This is a genomic window from Agromyces sp. NPDC058110 (assembly GCF_042884735.1).
GTDB lineage: Bacteria > Actinomycetota > Actinomycetes > Actinomycetales > Microbacteriaceae > Agromyces.
Genome location: NZ_JBHVTI010000001.1, coordinates 700,820 through 720,565, shown reverse-complemented (window position 1 = coordinate 720,565; position 19,746 = coordinate 700,820). Strand labels below are relative to the sequence as shown.

The window sequence follows — 19,746 nt, the reverse complement described above, 5'->3', positions numbered from 1 at the left end:
CTTCGACTCGAAGCTATTGAGGTCGTGTTTCGGCGATTCGGTCCGGTCGTAAACCCTGCGTCTCCACCTGCTCACCCGGCATCGGACCGGGTGTGAGGCGGTGGTCACACGTCGATGCGGTACCCGCGCTTGACGACGGTGGCGATGAGCCCGGGCACCCCGATGGTCTGCCGCAGGCGGCTCAGCGCGACCTCGAGCGCGTGCTCGTCGTTCGTGCCGGGCAGCCCGGCGGCCAGGCGGTCGCGAGCGACCACGGATCCCCGTGCGAGCACGAGGGTCCGCAGGATCATGAGCGCGACGGGCGCGAGCGAGACGCGTCGGTCGGCGACGTCGACGACGCTGCCGCGGAGCGCGAGCGGCCCGTGGCGCGTCTCGAGCCGGATGACGCGGTTCGTCTCGAGGTGCTCGCAGACCAGCCGGATCAGCGCGCCCATGCGGAACCGGTCGGGCTGCACCGGCGTGATGCCGGCCGAGACGAGCGGGAGCGCGGTCACCGGTCCGACGGCGGCCGCGACGACCGGTCCGCGCATGGCCTCGACGAGGTCGTCGTAGCGGCCGAGCTCCTCGGCTGCGCCGAACAGCGCGTGCACGGCGGGTGCGCTCGTGAACGTGATCGCGTCGAGCCCGCCCGTGCAGGCCGCCTCGATGAGCCGCTCGACGCGGTCGTCGGTCTTGTCGACCTCGATCCACCGGTACGGGGCCACGGTGAGCACGCGGTCGTGCGCGTCGCTCAGGCGCTGCAGCTGCGACGGCTCGAGGAACCCGTGCAGCTGCACGGCGACCGTGAGCCCGGCCGGGTAGTGCTCGAGCACGTGGTCGATGAGCGACTCGGTCGTCTCCTCGGCGCTCATGCCGACGTCGTTCAGGCCGGCCGCACGGATGCCGCCGCGGGCCTTCGGCCCGCGAACGAGGATCGCGGTGTCGGCGAGCGCATCGAGCAGGTCCTCGCCGAGCCCTGCGGCGTCGGCGACCTCGAACCACCGCCTGACCCCGTACGCGGTCGTCGCGAGCAGCACCTGCGGGCGCGCGGCGATGATCGCGCGCGTGTCGGCGATCACCGGATCGTCGGAGAGGGCGTTCGTCATGCGCAGGGTGGGTGCGTGCACCACGGTCGCCCCGCGACGCGCGAGGGCGTCGATGAGGTCGGCCGAACGCCGATCGCTCGTGACGCCGATGCGGAAGCCGGCCAACTGGTCGACCCGGAAGCCCGGCGCGCACTCGAGGAGGTCGCTCACCCGGCCACCGCCGCGAATCCGGCCGCCCGATCCATGAGCTCCGCGGCACTCGCATCGCCGTCGTGCGCGAGCCTGACGACCTCGCCGATGACCACGACGGCCGGAGAGGCCACGTGCGCGCGCCCGGCGGTGGTGACGATGTCGGCGAGTTCGCCGATGGTCGTGCGCTGCTCCGACGAGAATCCGCGCTCGACGATCGCCACCGGCATCCGCTCGCTCATGCCCGCGCGGGCGAGTCCGGCGGTGAGCGAGGGCAGCGTGTTCACGCCCATGAGCACGACGATCGTACCGCCGAGCCCGGCGAGGTGCTCGAGCTCGGATGCCGAGAGCGGCTGGTGCCCCGAGACGACGGTGAACAGGTGGCTGACGCCGCGATGCGTGAGCGGGATGCCCGCGGCCCCCGGCACCGAGATCGCGCTCGTCACGCCCGGGATCACCTCGACGGGCACGCCCGCCCGGTGGCAGGCGAGCACCTCCTCGCCGCCCCGGCCGAGCACGTACGGGTCGCCGCCCTTGAGCCGCACGACCCTGGCACCGGCGAGGGCGTGCTCCACGAGGAGCGCCTCGATGTCGGCCTGCGGGATCGCGTGGTGCCCCGGACGCTTGCCGACGTCGACGAGCACGGCGCCGGGCGCGAGCTCGTCGAGCCGGTCGTGCGGGGCCAGCCGGTCGTACAGCACGACGTCGGCGTACCGGAGCGCTCGCACCGCGGCGAGCGTCAGCAGGTCCTCGCGCCCTGGGCCGCCGCCGACGAGGGTGACGCTGCCGACCGCGCCCGGTGCCCGGTCGGTGCCGATCGGGTCGCGCCCGCTGCGGCCGCTCATGCGTCCACCCCGCGGACGGGGATCGTCGTGCCAGCCACGAGCACGGCCTCGCCGCGCTCGCGCTCCGCGGCGGTCGCCGGACGCATCTGTCCGCGACCGTCGGGCACCTGCGCGATCGACGGGTCCGGCACGTGGGGGGCGTTCACGAACGAGCGGAACCGGCGCAGGCGCTCCGGGTCGGCGAGCGTCGCCGCCCACTCGTCCTCGTAGGTGTCGACGTGGCGGTCCATGGCCTGCTCGAGTTCGTCGGCGAGTCCCAGGGAGTCGTGCACGACGACGTCGCGCACGTGGTCGAGGCCTCCGTCGATGTCCTCGATCCACCGGGCCGTGCGCTGGAGCCGGTCGGCCGTCCGCACGTAGTACATGATGTAGCGGTCGATGTACTTGAGCAGGGTCTCGTCGTCGAGGTCGCTCGCGAGCAGCTGCGCGTGCGCCGGCTGGAATCCGCCGTTGCCGCCGACGTACATGTTCCAGCCCTGGTCGGTGGCGATGACGCCGACGTCCTTGCCGCGGGCCTCGGCGCACTCGCGCGCGCATCCCGAGACGCCGAATTTGAGCTTGTGCGGCGAGCGGAGGCCGCGGTAGCGCAGCTCGAGCTGCACGGCCATGGCGACCGAGTCCTGCACGCCGTACCGGCACCACGTCGAGCCGACGCAGCTCTTCACGTTGCGGAGGGCCTTGCCGTAGGCCTGACCCGACTCGAACCCGGCGTCGACCAGGCGCTTCCAGATGTCGGGCAGCTGGTCGAGCCGCGCGCCGAAGAGGTCGATGCGCTGTCCGCCGGTGATCTTCGTGTAGAGGCCGTAGTCGGTCGCGACCTGCGCGATGACGGCGAGCTTCTCGGGCGTGATCTCGCCGGCGGGGATGCGGGGCACCACGGAGTAGGTGCCGTCCTTCTGCATGTTCGCCATGGCCCGGTCGTTCGTGTCCTGCAGGCCGCCACGGCCGCCGTCGAGGATGTACGAGCCGTGCTGGGTCGCGAGGATCGAGCCGACGACCGGCTTGCAGACGTCGCATCCGCGGCCGGTGCCGAGCCGGGCGATGATCTCCTCGAACGAGGTGAGCTCGAGCACCCGGATCGACTCGAACAGCTCCTGCCGCGAGAGCTCGAAGTGCTCGCAGAGCGCACGCGAGGGCGTGATGCCCGACTTCGTGAGCTCGGCCTCGAACAGCTTCTTCACGAGCGGCACGCACGACCCGCACTGCGTGCCGGCCCTGGTGCACGCCTTCAGCTCGCCGAGGTCGGTGCAGCCCTCGGCGTGCTCGGTGCCGTTCACGGCGTCGCGGATGGTGCCCGCCGCCACGTTGTTGCACGCGCAGACGAGGGCGGAGGCGGGCAGCTCGTCGTCGGCGGGCGCCTCCATGCCCGAGGCCGAGAGGTAGGCGGCGGGCTCCGACGAGAGCTGCGAGCCGAGCATCGGCCGGAGCGACGCGTACGGCGTCGCGTCGCCGACGAAGATGCCGCCGAGCAGGGTCTTGGCGTCGTCGGTCATGACGAGCTTCTGGTAGAGCCCGCGCGCCGGGTCGGCGTAGACGATCTCGAGCGCCTGCTCGGTGCGGGCGAGGGCGTCGCCGAAGCTCGCGACGTCGACGCCCGAGAGCTTCAGCTTGGTCGCGTCGTCGACGGTCGTGAACTCGGCCGCGCCGCCCAGCAGGCGGTCGGCCACGACCTCGGCCATGGCGTTCGCCGGGGCGACGAGGCCCGTGCAGCGCCCCTCGAAGCTCGCGACCTCGCCGATCGCCCAGATGTGCGGGGCGGATGACGCGCACGCGCCGTCGATCGCGACGCCGCCGCGAGGGCCGAGCTCCAGCCCGAGTGCCCGGGCGAGTTCGTCGCGGGGGCTGATGCCGATCGCGAACACCACGAGGTCGGCCTCGATGACGCGCTCGTTGGTGAGTTCCACGGCCGTGACCTCGTCGCCCTCGGCGCGCACGGCCGCGGGCCGCGTGCCGAGGTGGAGGCCGATGCCCTGGCCCGAGATGATGCGCCCGAGCGCCCGGCCTGCGCCCTCGTCGAGCTGGGCCGACATGAGCCATCCGCCCGAGTGCACGACCGCGACGTGCGCGCCGAGCTTGGCGAGGCCGCCGGCGGCCTCGAGGCCGAGCAGGCCGCCGCCGGCGACGACGACGCGCGTCGGGCGCCCGTGCCGTGCGGCCAGCGCCTCCGACTCGGCGACGAGGCCGTCGACGTCTTCGATGGTGCGGTACACGCGGATCCGCTCTGCGCCGGGGATCGGGGGCACCGGGGCGCTCGAGCCGGTCGCGAGCACGAGCTCGTCCCAGTGCAGCACGGTGCCGGCCGAGGTGGTCGCCGTGCGGTCGACCGGATCGATCGACTCCACGCGCTCGCCGGTGATGAGCCGCACACGGGACTCGTCCCACATCGCGGTCGGCTGGAGCGTGAGGTCCGCGCCGCCGTCGGCGAGGCGGGTGCTGAGCGCCACGCGGTCGTACGGCAGGTGGGGCTCGTCGCCGACCACCGTGACGCGGAGCGTCCGCTCCTCGTCGCGCATGTGCAGGCTGTCGGCGAGCCGGTGCGCGGCCGGGCCGCCGCCGACGATGACGACGTCGCGCAGTGCGGCGCCGACAGGGCTGGTCTCGGTCATGCTGCTGCCTCCGGGGTCGCGGCTCGTTGACGAATGCGGCAAACGTACGACCGGGCGGTTTCGGCTCTGTTACAACGGCGTAACCGCTCCTGCCCTTGTGCCTCACGACGCATCGCACGTCGTGTGAGGCGGGTTTCACCTCGGGGAAACACCCGCGGGCGGGCGCGGTAACACCCGCGCCGTACGTTCGGAGGCATCGAACGGGAGGAGCCGACATGACGTCGACGATCGAGGCGACCGCGACCTGGGTTCGCGTCTGCGAGGTCCGCGACCTCGAACCTGGCTGGGGAGAGGTGGCGCTGCTCGGCAGCGACCAGGTCGCCCTCGTGCACCTCGGCGGCGACGAGGTCTACGCCGTCGACCACCTCGACCCGCACACGGGCGCCCCGGTCATGGCCCGCGGCATCACGGGATCGCGGGGCGACCGCCCCACGATCGCCTCCCCGCTGCACAAGGAGGTCTACGACCTCGTCACGGGGGAGTGCTACACGAACGGCGCGCTCTCGCTCCGCACGTTCGCGGCGCGCGTGGTCGACGGTGCGATCGAGGTCGAGGTCCGCGCGGCCTGAGGCCCGAACGGCGCTCCGCGAGCACGGGCCCGCAGACGACGAACGCCGCGCCGCGGCATCCGGGGGATCGGATGCCGCGGCGCGGCGTTCGACGTGATCAGCCCCGCTTCGTGAGCACGATCGGGTCGCCGTCGGTGATGGCGACCGTGTGCTCGGAGTGTGCGCCGCGCGAGCCGTCGGCGCTGCGCAGGGTCCACCCGTCGGGATCGGTGAAGATGCGGTCGGTGGTCTCGAGGAACCACGGCTCGATCGCGATCACGAGGCCGGGCTTCAGCGGCAGGCCGCGGCCCGGGCGGCCGTTGTTCGGGATGTGCGGGTCGCCGTGCATGGTGCGGCCGACGCCGTGGCCGCCGAAGTCCGTGTTGATCGCGTAGCCGCCGGCCTTCGCGACGTCGGCGATCGCGCGCGAGATGTCGCCGATGCGATTGCCGGGACGGGCCGCGGAGATGCCCGCGTCGAGCGCGCGCTGCGTCGTGTCGATGAGGCGCAGGTCGGCCTCTCGCGGCGTGCCGACGACGATCGAGATCGCCGAGTCCGACACCCAGCCGTCGACCGACGCCGCGAAGTCGAGGCTCAGCAGGTCGCCGTCGCGCAGCGTGTAGTCGTGGGGGAGTCCGTGCAGCACGGCGTCGTTCACCGACGTGCAGATGACCTTGCCGAACGGGCTCGCGCCGAACGACGGGTGGTAGTCGATGTAGCAGCTCTCGGCGCCCGCCTTGCGGATCATCTCGTGCGCGAGGGCGTCGAGCTCGAGCAGGTTGACGCCGACGGCGGCGGCCTTCGACGTCGCCTCGATCACGCTCGCGACGAAGCGCCCTGCGGCGCGCATCTCGTCGATCTCGGCGGGGGTCCTCAGTTCGATCACGGTGTTCCTCTCCTCGTCCATTCTGGCGGCTCCGCCCTGAGTGAACACCCGGGGTGCGCTCGGGAGCCCCGCGTTATCCTGTGGTCATGCTCTTCCGGCGCATCTTCCTCCGATGGATCCAGGCCGCCACGATCGTGCTGCCGGTCTGGCTCGTGGTCGGCTGGGCCGTGTTCGGCGGCGGCGGATGGGGCACGCTGGGCCTGATCATCACCGTACCGGTGACGTTCCTCTCGCTCGCCGTCATCGCCCTGCTCACGTCGATGCGCCCGACCGTCCGCGAGACGCGCGCCGTGTCGTGGGTCGACGTCGGCATCCTCGGCGGGTGGCACGCCGCGATCATCGGCTTCGGGTTCTCCGGCCCGCCGATGGCCTCCTTCGCCGTGCTCTCGATCGCGCTCGCCCTCGTCGCGTTCTGGTACGCGATCGTGCAGCTCGTGCGAGACGGCGCCAAGCGCATGCAGGAGCAGATGGCGGAGTACGAGCGCGTCGCGCGGGCCGGAGCGGCGCCGGGCGCCGCCGGTGGTCCGTCGGTGCAGCAGCAGCCCTTCGACATCGGCGAGGTCATCGTCGTCGAGGAGCGCCGGCAGGCCGACTGACGCGCCCCGCGGGTGCCGGTGCCGTGCGCACCGGCGTGTGACATGGCCGGGCAGGCTGGTCCGCGGCATCCCGTCGGAGCGGCCCGATGGACGCTTTGGCGCCGAGGGGCCTGACGTGGCACAATAGAGGATTGTGCCGCCGCGGGACTCTGCCTCCGGGGAGCATGCACAGCGCGAGCGATCGCGCGGGCGGCACCGCAATCTTCCATTCATTGATCCGCGTTCGACCGGTGGCGGGCGCAGAGAGCGAACTCAACATGCATATCCTCGACCACGTCGACGCAGCGAGCCTGCGTTCCGACATCCCCGCGTTCCGCGCGGGTGACACCGTCAAGGTGCACGTGAACATCATCGAAGGCACGCGCTCGCGCATCCAGGTCTTCCAGGGCGTCGTCATCGGCCGCTCGGGCGAGGGCGTCCGCGAGACCTTCACGGTCCGCAAGGTCAGCTTCCAGGTCGGCGTCGAGCGCAAGTTCCCGGTGCACTCCCCGGTCATCGACCACATCGAGGTCGTCACCCGCGGTGACGTCCGTCGCGCGAAGCTCTACTACCTGCGCAAGCTGCGCGGCAAGAAGGCGAAGATCAAGGAGAAGCGCGACGCCTGATCCGGCATCGTCGTCCGCGCGTCGCACGACCGCGGCCTTCGACCTGAGCTCCTCACCCCTACACTTGGGGTGAGGAGCTCAGGCGGTTAAATGACAGAAGACATCGGCACCACTCGCATCGAACACGAGGGGGCTTCGGCGAACCGTCGCAAGCGAGGGGCGCTCCTCTTCCTCCGAGATCTCCTGGTCATCTTCGTGGTGGCCGTGCTCGTCTCGTTCCTCATCAAGACCTTCCTGATCCGATCGTTCTTCATCCCCTCCGAGTCGATGGAGATGACGCTGGTCAAGGACGACCGCATCATCGTGAACCAGCTCGTGCCGGGCGTCACGCCGATCGAGCGGGGCGACGTGGTCGTCTTCAAGGACCCGGGCGGATGGCTGCCGGCCCGCGTCGAGCCCGACGTGCCGCCGCTCGCGGCCGCCGTCGACTGGTTCCTCGCGTTCGTCGGCCTCTCGGCCCCCGACTCGAACGACCACCTCGTCAAGCGCGTCATCGGGCTGCCCGGCGACCACGTGACCTGCTGCAACGCCCTCGGGCAGATGAGCGTCAACGGCGTGCCGCTCGACGAACCGTACGTCGTGCTCCCCGCGGGCGACACCAAGGTCTCGCGCGACGACTTCGACGAGGTCGTGCCCGAGGGTTCGCTCTGGGTCATGGGCGACAACCGCTACAACTCGAAGGACTCGCGCTACAACGCCGACACCCCGCTCAAGGGCTTCGTGCCCATCGAGAACGTTGTCGGCCGCGCGTTCGTCGTGAGCTGGCCGGTGTCGCACTGGGCCTGGCTCGGCAACTACCCCGAGACCTTCGCCGGAGTCGAGGACGCCGCCGAGAACGGCGATTCGGCCGAGACCGGCGATGTCGTGCCGGGCGGCGAGTGACGTGGCTCCGGCCGCCATCCCCAACCTGAAGGTCGAGCGGGAGCATTTCGACGCAGGTTCACCGGTCGTGCTCGCGTGCGACGAGGTGGGTCGCGGCGCGCTCGCCGGACCAGTCGCCGTCGGGCTGGTCGTGATCGATCAGTCCGTGCGCCGCATGCCCACCGGCCTGCGCGACTCGAAGCTGCTGACCGAGCCGAAGCGCGAGCTCATGGCCCCGCGCGCCGCCGCCTGGGTGCGGGGCTGGGCCGTCGGCGAGGCCTCCGCCGCCGAGATCGACGAGTTCGGCATCATGGCGTGCCTCGGGCTCGCGGGCTCGCGTGCCTTCGCGGCCCTGCACGCGGCGGAGACCGCCGCCGGCACGGCCGTCGAGCTCGACGGCGCGCCGCTGATCCTCGACGGCAACCACGACTGGCTGAGCCGCGCGATCGACCACCGGGCTCGCGTGGGCACCCGCATCAAGGCCGACCGGGACTGCGCGTCGGTTGCTGCGGCATCCGTGCTCGCGAAGGTGCACCGCGACCGCCTCATGCACGCCGCGCACGACGACCTGCCGCTGTACGCGTGGAACGAGAACAAGGGCTATTCGAGCCGGGCCCACTTCGACGCGATCGCCGAGCACGGGCCGAGCGCCCTGCACCGGCGGACCTGGCTGCACGAGCGCCCCGTCGAGGCGCCCGCGCTGTTCGACCTCGGCGTAGGATGAATGCCGATGGATGAAGACGAGTTCGAAGACTACGACCGCGAGGTCGAGCTGGCCCTGTACCGCGAGTACCGCGACATCGTTTCGCAGTTCAAGTTCGTCGTCGAGACCGAGCGCCGCTTCTACCTGGCGAACGAGGTCGAGCTGGTGCGCCGCGACACCGAGCACGACTTCTACTTCGAGCTCACGATGAAGGACGTCTGGGTGTGGGACGTCTACCGTGCCGACCGCTTCGTCAAGTCGGTGCGGGTGCTCACGTTCAAGGACGTCAATGTCGAGGAGCTCGCCACGCGCGAGTTCGAGCTGCCGAAGGAGCTCGCGCTCGACGAGTAGTCGTCCGCGGCTCCCGTGAGCCGTGGGCCAGCCCGTTCAGTCGTCCTCCACACGGAGCGCGATTTCGTGGGCTTCGCTCGCGCCCCGTGATCCCGACGGATGCCGCCGGCATCGCCGCCACGCTGTACGCGGAGGTGGTGCTGATGGCCCACAATGCAGAACTCGGTCGGCGCGGCGAACGACTCGCCGCCGAGCACCTGGAGGCGCGCGGACTGCGCGTGATCGACCGCAACTGGCGGTGCGCGCACGGCGAGATCGACCTCGTCGCGCGCGACGGCGACGCGACCGTGTTCGTCGAGGTGAAGACGCGCACGTCGCACGACTACGGGCACCCGTTCGCCGCGATCACCCCGGTGAAGCTCGCCCGCCTGCGACGGCTGGCGACGGCGTGGTGCGAGTCGACGGATGCCGCGGGCCCCCGCATCCGCATCGACGCGATCGCGGTGCTCGCCCCGTCCGACGCGCCCGCCCTCATCGAGCACCTCGAGGGCATCGGCTGATGGTCGTCGCCAGAACCCATGCCGTCGCCCTGCTCGGACTCACCGGATCGATCGTGGAGGTCGAAGCAGACCTGTCGGCCCAGCTCCCGGGCTTCTCGATCATCGGCCTGCCCGATGCCGCCCTCGGCGAGGCCCGCGAACGCGTGCGCGCGGCGGCCGTGAACGCCGGGTGCCCGCTGCCCCAGCGCAAGCTCACCGTGAACCTCTCTCCGGCGGCGCTCCCGAAGCACGGGTCGGGCTTCGACCTCGCCATCGCGGTGGCGTGCCTCGCCGCGGCCGGCGAGGTCTCGGTCGGGTCCGTCGCGCGGGTGGTGCACCTCGGCGAGCTCGGCCTCGACGGCCGGCTCCGACCGATCGACGGCATCCTCCCGGCCGTGCTCGCCGCGGCGCGGGCCGGTCACCGCACGGTCATGGTCCCGCAGGCGAACGCCGCCGAGGCACGTCTCGTGCCCGACCTCGACATCGTCGGGGTCGCGTCGCTGCTCGACGCCGCCATCCATCACGGCGGCCGGTTCGAGGCCCGCGAAGCGGCTCCGGTGCCGCTCGTGCGGCCCGAGCAGACGGCTACGGCAGAGGCCGCCGGAGACCTCGCCGACGTCGCCGGCAACTCCGACGCCGTCGACGCCCTGCTCACCGCCGCCGCCGGCGGTCACCACCTCTCGCTCATCGGCCCGCCCGGCGCGGGCAAGACGATGCTGGCGTCGCGCCTGCCCGGCATCCTGCCCGACCTCGACGCCGACGCCGCCCTCGAGGTCTCGTGCCTCCGTTCGCTCTCGGGACACCCCGTCGAGGCGGGCCTGTCGTTCCGGCCGCCGTTCGAGGCACCGCACCACACGGCGACCGCGGCCGCGATGATCGGCGGCGGCAGCCGGCTGATCCGACCCGGTGCTGCAGCACGGGCGAGCCACGGCGTACTCTTCCTCGACGAGGCGCCAGAGTTCCCGGCCGCCGTGCTCGACGTGCTCCGCCAGCCGCTGGAGTCGGGCACCGTCAGCATTCACCGGGCGAACGCGGTCGCGACGTTCCCGGCGCGATTCCAGCTGGTCATCGCCGCGAACCCGTGCCCCTGCGGGCTCGACGGCACGGCCGAATGCACGTGCCCGCCGAACCTGCGCCGGCGATACCTCGCGCGCATCTCCGGACCGCTCCTCGACCGCATCGACTTGCAGCTGAGGGTGCCGAGGCCGACGACGGCCGACCTCCGCGCGGTGCGCGATCGGCCGAGCCTCAGCAGCGCCGACGCGAAGGCGAAGGTCGCCCGCGCGAGAGCTGCGGCCGCTGAGCGTCTTCGCGGAACGCCCTGGCGGACGAACGCCCAGATGTCCGGACCGTGGCTCCGCGGCGCCGGCGGCCTCCACCCGGGCGGGCGGGCGACCGCAGCCCTCGATCGGTCGCTCGAACGCGGCGGCATCACGATGCGCGGATACGACCGCGTGCTGAAGGCCGCGTGGACCCTCGCCGACCTCGAGGGGGCGACGAGGCCCGACGCCTCGCACATCGGCCAGGCGCTGTTCTACCGCCAGGGCATCGCGCGATGAGCGTCGTCCGACGGGCGGCGCTGCAGTTGCAGCGCGAATTCGCCCGGCTCAGGCCGTCGGCGTCCCACACCCCGTCCGCACCGCTCTCGGCTGACGGCCGGCACGCGTCGCACGAGGTGGAGGCGTTCGCACGATCCGCGCTCGGAACCCTCGCCGAACCCGGTGACGGGGTGCTCGGCCGGCTGGTCGGCTCGGTCGGCGCGACGCGCACGCTCGACCTGCTGCTTGACGCGGCATCCGTCGAACGCATCGCGGAGGAGGCCGACGCTGCGGGGGAGACCCTCGGCGAGAAGGAGCTCGAGGCCGCGCTCGCGCGATGGACTCCGCGCATCGACCACCTCTCGTTCCTGCGCGGCCTCGAACAGGCCGAACGGGTCGGCGCCGTGTACCTCGTGCCCGGCGACGCGGCGTGGCCCGTCGGCGTCGACGACCTCGGAGCGCACGCCCCGCTCGGACTCTGGGTGCGGGGAGAGGCGCAGCACCTTCGGGCGGGAGCACCGGCCGTCGCCCTGGTCGGTGCTCGAGCGGCCACCGGGTACGGCGAGCACGTGACCAAGGAGCTCTCCGCGGGCCTCGTCGATCGCGGAATCACGATCGTGTCGGGCGGCGCCTACGGCATTGACGGCACCGCCCACCGTGCCGCCCTCGCCAGCGAGGGCACGACCGTCGCCTTCCTCGCCGGGGGCGTCGACCGGTTCTATCCGGCCGGACACGACGGGCTCCTGCAGCGCATCGCGGAGACCGGAGCGGTGGTGTCCGAGCTGCCGTGCGGCGCCTCGCCGACGAAATGGCGGTTCCTGCAGCGCAACCGGCTGATCGCCGCTGCTAGCTCGGCCACGGTCGTGCTCGAGGCAGGTGCTCGGTCGGGCTCGCTCAACACAGCCGCCCACGCCGCAGCCCTCGGCCGCCCGCTCGGTGCGCTGCCCGGCCCCGTCACCAGCCCGGCCTCGGCCGGGTGCCATCGACTGCTGCGCGAGTTCGACGCGACCTGCATCGTGAACGCCGATCAGGTGGTCGAGCTCATGGGCGGGCCGGGGCACGCGGCCGCCGGGGGAGCGACCGGCCGGTCGGGCGTCGAAGCCCCTGCATCGGCCGACCCGCTCGGTTCGGTGAAGACCGAGGTGGAGCCCTCGCCCGAGGCGGTCCGCCTGCTCGACGCGCTCAGCACACGCTCGGCGCGCGACCTCGACGAGCTGGCCCGTCGCAGCGGCCTCGGAGTGCGCGAGGTCAGGTCGGTGCTCGGCGTGCTCGATCTCGACGGCGTGGTGGCGCAGCGTGCGGGCGGTTGGGTGCGCAGGCGACGACCGGCCTGAGCCGCCGGCCCACGGCGCGGCCGATCGCTCGCTCCGTGCGTCGCCCGTGCCGCGTCGTGGGCACGCCGTAGGCTTTCGGCGGAGGTCAGCATGGCAGTACAGCTCGGCACGTACCCGGAGGCGACGCATCTCATCGCCCACCTCAGCGACACCCACCTCCTCCACGGAGGGGCTCCGCTCGGAGGAGCGGCCGACACCGTGCTCGCGCTCGAGCAGGCGGCCGGGCAGGTCGCGCGCCTCGGCCCTGCCGTCGACGCGATCGTCGTGACCGGGGACGTCGCCGATCTGGGCGAACCCGACGCGTACCGTCGTGCCCGTGCGGTGCTCGAGCCGGTCGCCGCCGCAGCGGGTGCACGACTCGTCTGGGTCATGGGCAACCACGACGAACGCGACCCGTTCCGCGCGGGGCTGCTCGACCAGGCACCGGCCGGCGACGCACCGGTGAACCACGTCACCGAGGTGCGCGGCCTGCGCCTCATCGCGCTCGACTCGAGCGCGCCGGGGTACCACCACGGGGCTCTGGAGCGCGAGACGCTGGAGTGGCTCGACGCTCAGCTCGCCGACGAGGCTCCGCGGGGCACGGTGATCGCGCTGCACCACGCGCCCATCCCGACGCCCATCGCGCTGATGGACGTGCTGGAGCTCCGGCGGCAGCACGAACTGGCCGATATCGTCAGAGACCGGGATGTGCGCCTCATCCTCGGCGGTCACCTGCACTACGTCACCAACGGCTCGTTCGCGGGAATCCCGGTCGCCGTCGCCGGAGCCACCGCGTACACGATGGACGTCTCGGCGCCCGCCCGGGCACTCGTTGGCGTCGACGGCGGGCGGTCCTTCAACCTCGTGCATCTCGTCGACGGACAGGTCGTGACCTCCGTGGTGCCGGTCGGCGCGCATGCCCAGGTCGCAGGCTTCGGGCCCGAGTTCCTCGACGAGATCGAATCGCTGAGCCCCGAGGAGCGCGTCGAGCGCTTCTCCCGCAAGCGGGAGGTCTGAGGCGGGTGACGTGATTGCGCGAACGGGCGCGTCGGGCCCCGCGCGACGGTCGCCGAAGGGCAGGCTGGCCACGTGACGAGCCTCGACACCGCCCTCGACGAGTACTCGGCGTACGTGCGCACCGAGCGCGCGTACTCGGAGCACACCGTCGCCGCCTACGCCGCGGACCTGGCCGACCTCATCACCTACGCCGAGTCGCGTGGCGCGGTCGACGCGCACGACCTCGACCTGGGCCTGCTCCGCGACTGGCTCTGGTCCGCGACCGAACGCGGCCTCGCCCGAGCCAGCATCGCCAGGCACGCGGCATCCGCTCGGGGATTCACCGCGTGGCTCGCGCGACGCGGCCTCGCCGAGCACGACGCGGGTGCGCGACTGAGGGCTCCTCGACCGGCGCGGATGCTCCCGCGCGTCGTGTCGCAGACCGCGCTCGAGGGTGCGATCCGACGGCTCGAGGAGCGTGCGGCCGGGGCCGATCCGATCGCCGAGCGCGACGTCGCCATCGCGGAACTGCTGTACGCCTCGGCATTGCGCGTGTCGGAGCTCGTCGGCCTCGACCTCGGCGACGTCGACCGTGAACGCCGCACCGTGCGGGTCATGGGCAAGGGTTCGAAGGAGCGCGTCGTGCCCTATGGAGCGCCGGCGGCTCGCGCGATCGACCGCTATCTCGAACACGCGCGGCCGTCGATACTCGAGGCCGCGAGCGCGTCTGCGTCGAACTCGGCGTCGAACTCGGCGACGAAGTCGGTGCCGGCGCCGTCGGGACCGACGTCAGGCGGCAGTGCGGTCTTTCTCGGCGTCAGGTGCGGCCGCATGGGGGTGCGGAGCGTCCACCGGCTCGTCGCGGAGATGCTGGCCGAGATCCCGGGCACCGGGCCGAGCGGCCCGCACGCGCTCCGGCACACCGCCGCGACCCACCTGCTCGACGGCGGCGCGGACCTCCGCGCCGTGCAGGAGTTCCTCGGGCACGCGAGCCTCGGCACCACGCAGATCTACACGCACGTGTCGGCCGAGCGACTCAAGCAGAGCTATCGCACCGCGCACCCGCGGGCGTGAGGGACCGCCGCGCTGCATCCGACGCTCCTCGCGATGGCCGTGGATGCCGCGATCAGCCAGGCAGCAGCACGGCCCACGGCACACCGCCGAGGTAGAGCATCGGGGAGACGTACTCCCCGTGCAGTCGGACGCCGAGGTGCACGCATCGGGCGTCGCAGTGGCCGCCGGTCGCGACCACACCGAGCGGCTGGCCCTCGAGCACCTCTTCGCCCTCGACGGGGCTCGCCGTGACGGGCTCGAGCGAACTCACGAGTCCGTCGCCGTGGTCGATCGAGACGACGGGCCGTCCGGCCACCATGCCGGAGAACGACACCACCCCCGCAGCCACGGCGACGACAGGCTCGCCGGCTGCGGCACGGAGGTCGACCCCGCGGTGACCGGCTGCGTACGGCGTCGGGGGTGCCCGGAACGGATCGTCGACGACGATCGGGGGCCTCGTCGGCCAACTCCAGTCGTCATGGATCGCCAGCGCGCCGAGGCGCGGCGGCGACGCACTCGCTGAGCCGCCGGCCTGCGCGGCGACACCGACGAGCGCTGCCACGAGGGCGGCCGTCGCCGTCGCGCGCCGGATGAGCGGGCGGGCCGGGAGGGGATGCGAAGACTCCATTCACGAATCGTCGTCCGGCGCGATCCCGGTCGGGTCCGATGCCGGGCACTGCGCGGAGGGCGTCGCCCGGCGTCGTGTTGGGGAGGAACAGCGCCGGTGGTAGACTTCCGAGAGCACCCCGCGCGTCGGGGTGACTACGCGTGCCATTTCGGCAGACGACTCCATTCGGTCCGACTCGGGTTCTCACGAGCACGAGGCGGCGGAGCCGTGCCGGGCACCAGGGCTCCGACCGCCGGTCGGGGAGTCAACTGAGAACAAAGGAGTACGGCTCATGGCCGTCGTCACCATCCGCCAGCTGCTCGACAGCGGCGTGCACTTCGGGCACCAGACCCGCCGTTGGAACCCGAAGATGAAGCGGTTCATCTTCACCGAGCGTTCCGGCATCTACATCATCGACCTGCAGCAGTCGCTCGCCTTCATCGACAAGGCGTACGACTTCGTCCGCGAGACGGTCGCCCACGGCGGCACCATCCTCTTCGTCGGCACGAAGAAGCAGGCCCAGGAGTCCATCGCCGAGCAGGCGACGCGCGTCGGCCAGCCCTACGTCAACCAGCGTTGGCTCGGCGGCCTCCTCACCAACTTCACCACGGTCTCCAAGCGCCTCGCGCGCATGAAGGAGCTCGAGGAGCTCGACTTCGAGGGCACCACGAGCGGCTTCACCAAGAAGGAGCTCCTCATCAAGAAGCGCGAGCTCGACAAGCTGCACAAGTCGCTCGGCGGCATCCGCAACCTGTCGAAGACGCCTTCGGCGCTCTGGGTGGTCGACACCAAGAAGGAGCACCTCGCGATCGACGAGGCCAAGAAGCTCGGCATCCCCGTCATCGGCATCCTCGACACCAACTGCGACCCCGACGAGGTGCAGTACCCGATCCCGGGCAACGACGACGCGATCCGTTCCGTCGCGCTGCTCACCCGCATCATCGCGGATGCCGCGGCCGAGGGTCTCATCGAGCGCCACCAGAAGCCCGAGGAGGCCGGCAACGTCTCGGCCGTCGAGCCGCTCGCCGAGTGGGAGCAGGAGCTCCTCCAGGCCGGCTCGGAGACCACTCCCGAGCAGGCGTCGGCCGAGACCGAGAAGGTCGCCGAGACCGAGGCCGAGGCCAAGGTCGAGGCTGCCGAGGTCGTCGCCGAGGCCGAGGCTGCGCCCGAGGCCGCTGCCGAGTAATTCAGCCGCTCCACTTCAACTCAAAGGAGAATGCCGGAAATGGCAATCAGCATCGCCGACATCAAGGCCCTGCGCGAGCAGCTCGGCACGGGCATGGTCGACACGAAGAAGGCGCTCGAGGAAGCCGACGGCGACCTCGAGAAGGCCACTGAGATCCTCCGCCTCAAGGGTGCGAAGGGCAACGCGAAGCGTGCCGACCGCTCCACCAGCGAGGGCCTCGTCGCCGCAGTCGACAACGGTGACGGCACCGCCACCCTGATCGAGCTCGCCTGCGAGACGGACTTCGTCGCCAAGGGCGACAAGTTCGTGGGCCTCGCCGACCGCGTCCTCGCGGCCGTGGCGGCCTCGCGCGCCGACTCGGTCGAGTCCGGCCTGGCCGCACCGGCCGAGGGCAAGACCGTCGCCGACGTCATCGACGGCGAGGCAGCGATCCTGGGCGAGAAGATCGAGCTCCGTCGCGTCCGCCTCGTGAAGGGCGAGCAGTTCTCGATCTACCTGCACAAGACCTCGAAGGACCTGCCCCCGCAGGTCGGCGTGGTCCTCGGCTACACCGGTGCAGACGCCGAGACCGCCCGTTCGATCGCCCAGCACATCTCGTTCGCAGCGCCCGAGTACCTCACCCGTGAGGACGTCCCGGCCGAGGCGGTCGAGAAGGAGCGCGCGCTCGTCGAGCAGATCACTCGCGAGGAGGGCAAGCCCGAGGCCGCCCTGCCGAAGATCGTCGAGGGTCGCGTGAGCGCCTACTTCAAGCAGGTCGCCCTGCTCGAGCAGGACTACGCGAAGGACAACAAGCTCAGCGTGACCAAGGTCCTCCAGGACGCCGGGATCACGGTGAGCGACTTCGCTCGCTTCAAGGTCGGCGCCTAAGTCGATGTGAAGGAGTCCGGATCGCCTCGCGATCCGGGCTCCTTTGCTGTGTCCGGACCACTCCGGACCTCCGTCGGCCGAACGGTCGCGGACAGACCGTGTTCGGGCACTGCGCCGGAACGCGGGAACCACTAGCTTTACTCCCAAGGGGAAGGAACGGTCGGGCGATGACGGAACGTAGACGCAGGGTCATGCTGAAGCTCTCGGGCGAGGCATTCGGCGGGGGATCACTCGGCGTGAACCCCGACGTGGTGAGCGCGCTCGCACGCGAGATCGCCGATGCGGCCCGCACGGTCGAGATCGCGATCGTCGTCGGCGGCGGCAACTTCTTCCGCGGCGCCGAGCTCTCGCAGCGCGGCATGGACCGCGGGCGCGCCGACTACATGGGCATGCTCGGCACGGTCATGAACTCGCTCGCGCTGCAGGACTTCCTCGAGCAGGCCGGCGCGGAGACCCGCGTGCAGTCGGCGATCTCGATGATGCAGGTCGCCGAGCCGTACATCCCGCGGCGCGCCGAACGTCACCTCGAGAAGGGCCGGGTAGTCATCTTCGGCGCCGGCGCGGGGCTGCCCTACTTCTCCACCGACACGGTCGCCGCGCAGCGCGCGCTCGAGATCGATGCCGATGTGGTGCTCGTCGCCAAGAACGGCGTCGACGGCGTCTACTCCGACGACCCGCGCACCAACCCCGAAGCGCACAAGATCGACCGCATCACCTACCAGGAGGCGCTGCAGCGCGGCCTGAAGGTGGTCGACTCGACGGCGTTCAGCCTGTGCATGGACAACGGCATGCCGATGCAGGTGTTCGGCATGGAGCCCGGCGGCAACGTCACCGCGGCGATCCTCGGCGCCGATCTCGGCACCGTCGTCAGCAACAGCGAGTCGTCGGCGACTCGATAGACTGTCCCGAGCACCGAACGAAGGAGCCCCCGTGATCGCGGATGTACTGTCCGATGCCAACGCACGCATGCAGAAGGCGGTCGAGGTCGCGAAAGACGACTTCGCCTCCGTTCGCACCGGCCGTGCCAACCCCCAGCTCTTCCAGAAGATCATGGTGAGCTACTACGGCACCCCGACGCCGCTCGCGCAGCTCGCCTCGCTCGCGAACCCCGAGGCGCGCACGCTCGTGGTGACGCCCTACGACAAGAGCGCCATCCGCGACATCGAGCAGGCGATCCGCGACACCCCGAATCTCGGTGCGAACCCCACGAACGACGGCAACCTCGTTCGGGTGACGCTCCCCGAGCTGACCGAGGAGCGACGTCGCGAGTTCGTGAAGATCGTGAAGTCGAAGGCCGAAGACGCACGTGTCTCCGTCCGCAACATCCGTCGCAAGGCGAAGGACGACCTCGACGCGCTGAAGGGCGAGGTCGGCGACGACGAGGTCGCGCGCGGCGAGAAGGAGCTCGAGCAGGTCACGAAGTCGAACATCGACGCGATCGACGACGCGCTCAAGCGCAAGGAAGCCGAACTCCTCGAGGTCTGAGGCGAACACCATGTCGGGCGTCCCTGAACACGACGATGCGGATGCCGGTGGGCATGAACGCAACGCACGCGACGAGTTCCGCTCGCAGGTGCACGCGAGGCGCGTCGACATCGAGCGTCAGTTCGAGGCCTCGAAGGCGCAGTTCGATCAGGCGCAGGAAAAGATCAACGCCCGAACGGGCCGCAACCTGATCCTCGCGATCGTGATCGGACTCGTCTTCGGCGGTGCCCTGCTGCTCAGCCTCCTCGTGATCAAGGAGCTCTTCCTGGTCTTCGCGGTGGTGATCGTCGCGTTCGCGAGCTACGAGCTGGCGCAGGCCCTCCGCAAGGGCGACTTCGACGTTCCCCGCATCCCCACGGTCGTCGCGGCCGTGGCCGTGGTGCCGTTCGCCTACTTCGGCGGTGCCGGCGGCCAGCTGCTCGCGGTGCTCGGAGGCATCCTGCTGGTGGTGCTGTGGCGGGTGCTCGAGCAGTTCTCCGCGTCGCGTCGCACCTCCGGCCGCGCGCTGCTCCGAGACCTCGGCGCGAGTGCGTTCGTGCAGGGATACGTGACCTTCCTGGCCACGTTTGCGGTCGTCCTGACCGCGGCCGACGGCGGCGAGTGGTGGACCCTCGCCTTCGTGATCGTCGCGATCTCGGCCGATACGGGCGCATACGCGTCCGGTCTCGCCTTCGGCAAGCATCCGATGGCCCCCGTCATCAGTCCGAAGAAGACCTGGGAGGGCTTCGCCGGCGGCGCCCTGGCGAGCGTGATCGCCGGTGTGCTGCTGTCGCTCCTCATGCTCGGCAACACGTGGTGGTTCGGTCTGATCTTCGGCGTCGCGATCTTCCTGACCGCGACGCTCGGCGACCTCGCCGAGTCGCTCGTCAAGCGCGATCTCGGCATCAAGGACATGAGTTCGTGGCTGCCGGGGCACGGCGGGTTCCTCGACCGGCTCGACTCGATCCTGCCCTCGGCAGCGGTCGCGTTCGTGGCGTTCCGCATCTTCGGGTGAAGCTCGGTGATAA

General features: G+C 71.3%; 21 protein-coding genes. 16 read left to right on the top strand and 5 right to left on the bottom strand.

Going from position 1 to position 19,746, the window contains the following annotated elements; genetic code table 11:
- Window positions 1-104 precede the first annotated feature (104 nt).
- The 3 genes from ACFVS8_RS03485 to nirB are packed head-to-tail and all read right to left on the bottom strand — an operon-like array spanning window position 105 to window position 4,665.
- The gene (locus ACFVS8_RS03485; protein ID WP_387057591.1) at window positions 105-1,235 is read right to left on the bottom strand and encodes a uroporphyrinogen-III synthase; all 1,131 of its coding nucleotides are present in this window, start codon (window positions 1,233-1,235) and stop codon (window positions 105-107) included.
- Window positions 1,232-2,059 (bottom strand): uroporphyrinogen-III C-methyltransferase, encoded by an 828-nt coding sequence (cobA, locus tag ACFVS8_RS03480; RefSeq protein WP_387057589.1) that lies wholly within the window; start codon window positions 2,057-2,059, stop codon window positions 1,232-1,234. The genes ACFVS8_RS03485 and cobA overlap by 4 nt, the downstream gene beginning before the upstream one ends.
- Window positions 2,056-4,665, bottom strand: a complete 2,610-nt coding sequence (nirB, locus tag ACFVS8_RS03475) for a nitrite reductase large subunit NirB (RefSeq protein ID WP_387057587.1) — start codon at window positions 4,663-4,665, stop codon at window positions 2,056-2,058. The genes cobA and nirB overlap by 4 nt, the downstream gene beginning before the upstream one ends.
- 215 nt (window positions 4,666-4,880) lie before the next feature.
- Between nirB and nirD the strand changes: the two genes are divergently transcribed.
- A complete protein-coding gene (nirD, locus tag ACFVS8_RS03470; RefSeq protein WP_387057585.1) occupies window positions 4,881-5,234 on the top strand; it encodes a nitrite reductase small subunit NirD in 354 nt (117 codons plus the stop codon).
- A 97-nt stretch (window positions 5,235-5,331) separates the two neighbouring features.
- Here nirD and map read toward each other — a convergent pair whose 3' ends face one another.
- Window positions 5,332-6,099, bottom strand: a complete 768-nt coding sequence (gene map / locus ACFVS8_RS03465; protein ID WP_387057583.1) for a type I methionyl aminopeptidase — start codon at window positions 6,097-6,099, stop codon at window positions 5,332-5,334.
- 86 nt (window positions 6,100-6,185) lie between these two features.
- Between map and ACFVS8_RS03460 the strand changes: the two genes are divergently transcribed.
- From ACFVS8_RS03460 to ACFVS8_RS03415, 10 genes are all read left to right on the top strand, one after another.
- Window positions 6,186-6,695, top strand: coding sequence for a hypothetical protein (locus ACFVS8_RS03460; protein WP_387057581.1), 510 nt, complete (start codon window positions 6,186-6,188; stop codon window positions 6,693-6,695).
- Window positions 6,696-6,952: 257 nt separating this feature from the next.
- The gene (rplS, locus tag ACFVS8_RS03455; RefSeq protein WP_387057579.1) at window positions 6,953-7,300 is read left to right on the top strand and encodes a 50S ribosomal protein L19; all 348 of its coding nucleotides are present in this window, start codon (window positions 6,953-6,955) and stop codon (window positions 7,298-7,300) included.
- A gap of 90 nt (window positions 7,301-7,390) precedes the next feature.
- Window positions 7,391-8,182, top strand: coding sequence for a signal peptidase I (gene lepB, locus ACFVS8_RS03450; RefSeq protein WP_387057578.1), 792 nt, complete (start codon window positions 7,391-7,393; stop codon window positions 8,180-8,182).
- 1 nt (window position 8,183) lies between these two features.
- A complete protein-coding gene (locus tag ACFVS8_RS03445; protein WP_387057576.1) occupies window positions 8,184-8,885 on the top strand; it encodes a ribonuclease HII in 702 nt (233 codons plus the stop codon).
- Between the two features lie 6 nt (window positions 8,886-8,891).
- Window positions 8,892-9,215: a DUF2469 family protein gene (locus ACFVS8_RS03440; RefSeq protein WP_022887853.1), complete on the top strand. Its 324-nt coding sequence runs from the start codon at window positions 8,892-8,894 to the stop codon at window positions 9,213-9,215.
- Window positions 9,216-9,349: 134 nt separating this feature from the next.
- Window positions 9,350-9,715 (top strand): YraN family protein, encoded by a 366-nt coding sequence (locus ACFVS8_RS03435; RefSeq protein WP_387058167.1) that lies wholly within the window; start codon window positions 9,350-9,352, stop codon window positions 9,713-9,715.
- The gene (locus ACFVS8_RS03430; protein WP_387057574.1) at window positions 9,715-11,253 is read left to right on the top strand and encodes a YifB family Mg chelatase-like AAA ATPase; all 1,539 of its coding nucleotides are present in this window, start codon (window positions 9,715-9,717) and stop codon (window positions 11,251-11,253) included. The genes ACFVS8_RS03435 and ACFVS8_RS03430 overlap by 1 nt, the downstream gene beginning before the upstream one ends.
- Window positions 11,250-12,566: a DNA-processing protein DprA gene (dprA, locus tag ACFVS8_RS03425; protein WP_387057572.1), complete on the top strand. Its 1,317-nt coding sequence runs from the start codon at window positions 11,250-11,252 to the stop codon at window positions 12,564-12,566. Before ACFVS8_RS03430 ends, dprA begins: the two co-directional genes overlap by 4 nt.
- A 90-nt stretch (window positions 12,567-12,656) precedes the next feature.
- Entirely contained in the window at window positions 12,657-13,562 is a 906-nt protein-coding gene (locus tag ACFVS8_RS03420; RefSeq protein WP_387057570.1) for a phosphodiesterase, read from the top strand.
- Window positions 13,563-13,634: 72 nt separating this feature from the next.
- Window positions 13,635-14,615, top strand: coding sequence for a tyrosine recombinase XerC (locus ACFVS8_RS03415; RefSeq protein ID WP_387057568.1), 981 nt, complete (start codon window positions 13,635-13,637; stop codon window positions 14,613-14,615).
- A gap of 52 nt (window positions 14,616-14,667) precedes the next feature.
- Here ACFVS8_RS03415 and ACFVS8_RS03410 read toward each other — a convergent pair whose 3' ends face one another.
- Entirely contained in the window at window positions 14,668-15,222 is a 555-nt protein-coding gene (locus tag ACFVS8_RS03410) for a M23 family metallopeptidase (RefSeq protein WP_387057566.1), read from the bottom strand.
- A gap of 271 nt (window positions 15,223-15,493) precedes the next feature.
- Here ACFVS8_RS03410 and rpsB point away from each other — a divergent pair, with 271 nt between their 5' ends.
- The 5 genes from rpsB to ACFVS8_RS03385 all read left to right on the top strand — a co-directional run bounded on the left by rpsB (window position 15,494) and on the right by ACFVS8_RS03385 (window position 19,733).
- Window positions 15,494-16,387 (top strand): 30S ribosomal protein S2, encoded by an 894-nt coding sequence (rpsB, locus tag ACFVS8_RS03405; RefSeq protein ID WP_387057564.1) that lies wholly within the window; start codon window positions 15,494-15,496, stop codon window positions 16,385-16,387.
- Between the two features lie 39 nt (window positions 16,388-16,426).
- A complete protein-coding gene (gene tsf, locus ACFVS8_RS03400; RefSeq protein WP_387057562.1) occupies window positions 16,427-17,254 on the top strand; it encodes a translation elongation factor Ts in 828 nt (275 codons plus the stop codon).
- A gap of 167 nt (window positions 17,255-17,421) precedes the next feature.
- Window positions 17,422-18,153: a UMP kinase gene (pyrH, locus tag ACFVS8_RS03395; RefSeq protein ID WP_387057560.1), complete on the top strand. Its 732-nt coding sequence runs from the start codon at window positions 17,422-17,424 to the stop codon at window positions 18,151-18,153.
- A 31-nt stretch (window positions 18,154-18,184) separates the two neighbouring features.
- Window positions 18,185-18,739, top strand: coding sequence for a ribosome recycling factor (gene frr / locus ACFVS8_RS03390; RefSeq protein ID WP_387057558.1), 555 nt, complete (start codon window positions 18,185-18,187; stop codon window positions 18,737-18,739).
- 10 nt (window positions 18,740-18,749) lie between these two features.
- A complete protein-coding gene (locus ACFVS8_RS03385; RefSeq protein WP_387057556.1) occupies window positions 18,750-19,733 on the top strand; it encodes a phosphatidate cytidylyltransferase in 984 nt (327 codons plus the stop codon).
- The last annotated feature ends 13 nt before the right edge of the window (window positions 19,734-19,746 follow it).